Genomic DNA, 304 nt, shown 5'->3' on the forward strand with positions numbered 1-304 from the left:
GCGGTGCCCACGCAGCTGATGCGGTAGTCGCTCAACTGCAAGCTGTCGTAGTTGAAGTCCAGACCCACCCGATTGGTGGCTGCGAGAAATGCAAAGGAGGGCGCATCCTCTCCCACGACCTTGGCACGGAGCTTGATGCCCGCCGTCAGAGGTGCGGCGTGACCGTTCTGCTCTGCGAAGAACAGAGCTTCCTGCTGCATCGTGAGGCCGGTGTAGTTCTTGCACAGAATCGGCAGATCCTTACCGCCGTTGCGCAGGATACGCGCTTCAATGGTATGCTGGCCGTCCGTTACATAATACCGGC

Annotated in this window: 1 protein-coding gene; it reads right to left on the reverse strand. The window is 59.5% G+C overall.

Annotated elements, in window-relative coordinates:
- The coding region (locus P0G09_RS18400) for a DUF6551 family protein (RefSeq protein WP_342760564.1) at positions 1 to 304 on the reverse strand (304 nt) is incomplete at both ends.

Origin of the sequence: Faecalibacterium sp. DFI.5.82 (genome assembly GCF_029076575.1) — a bacterium.
GTDB classification, from domain to species: Bacteria; Bacillota; Clostridia; order Oscillospirales; family Ruminococcaceae; genus Faecalibacterium; species Faecalibacterium duncaniae.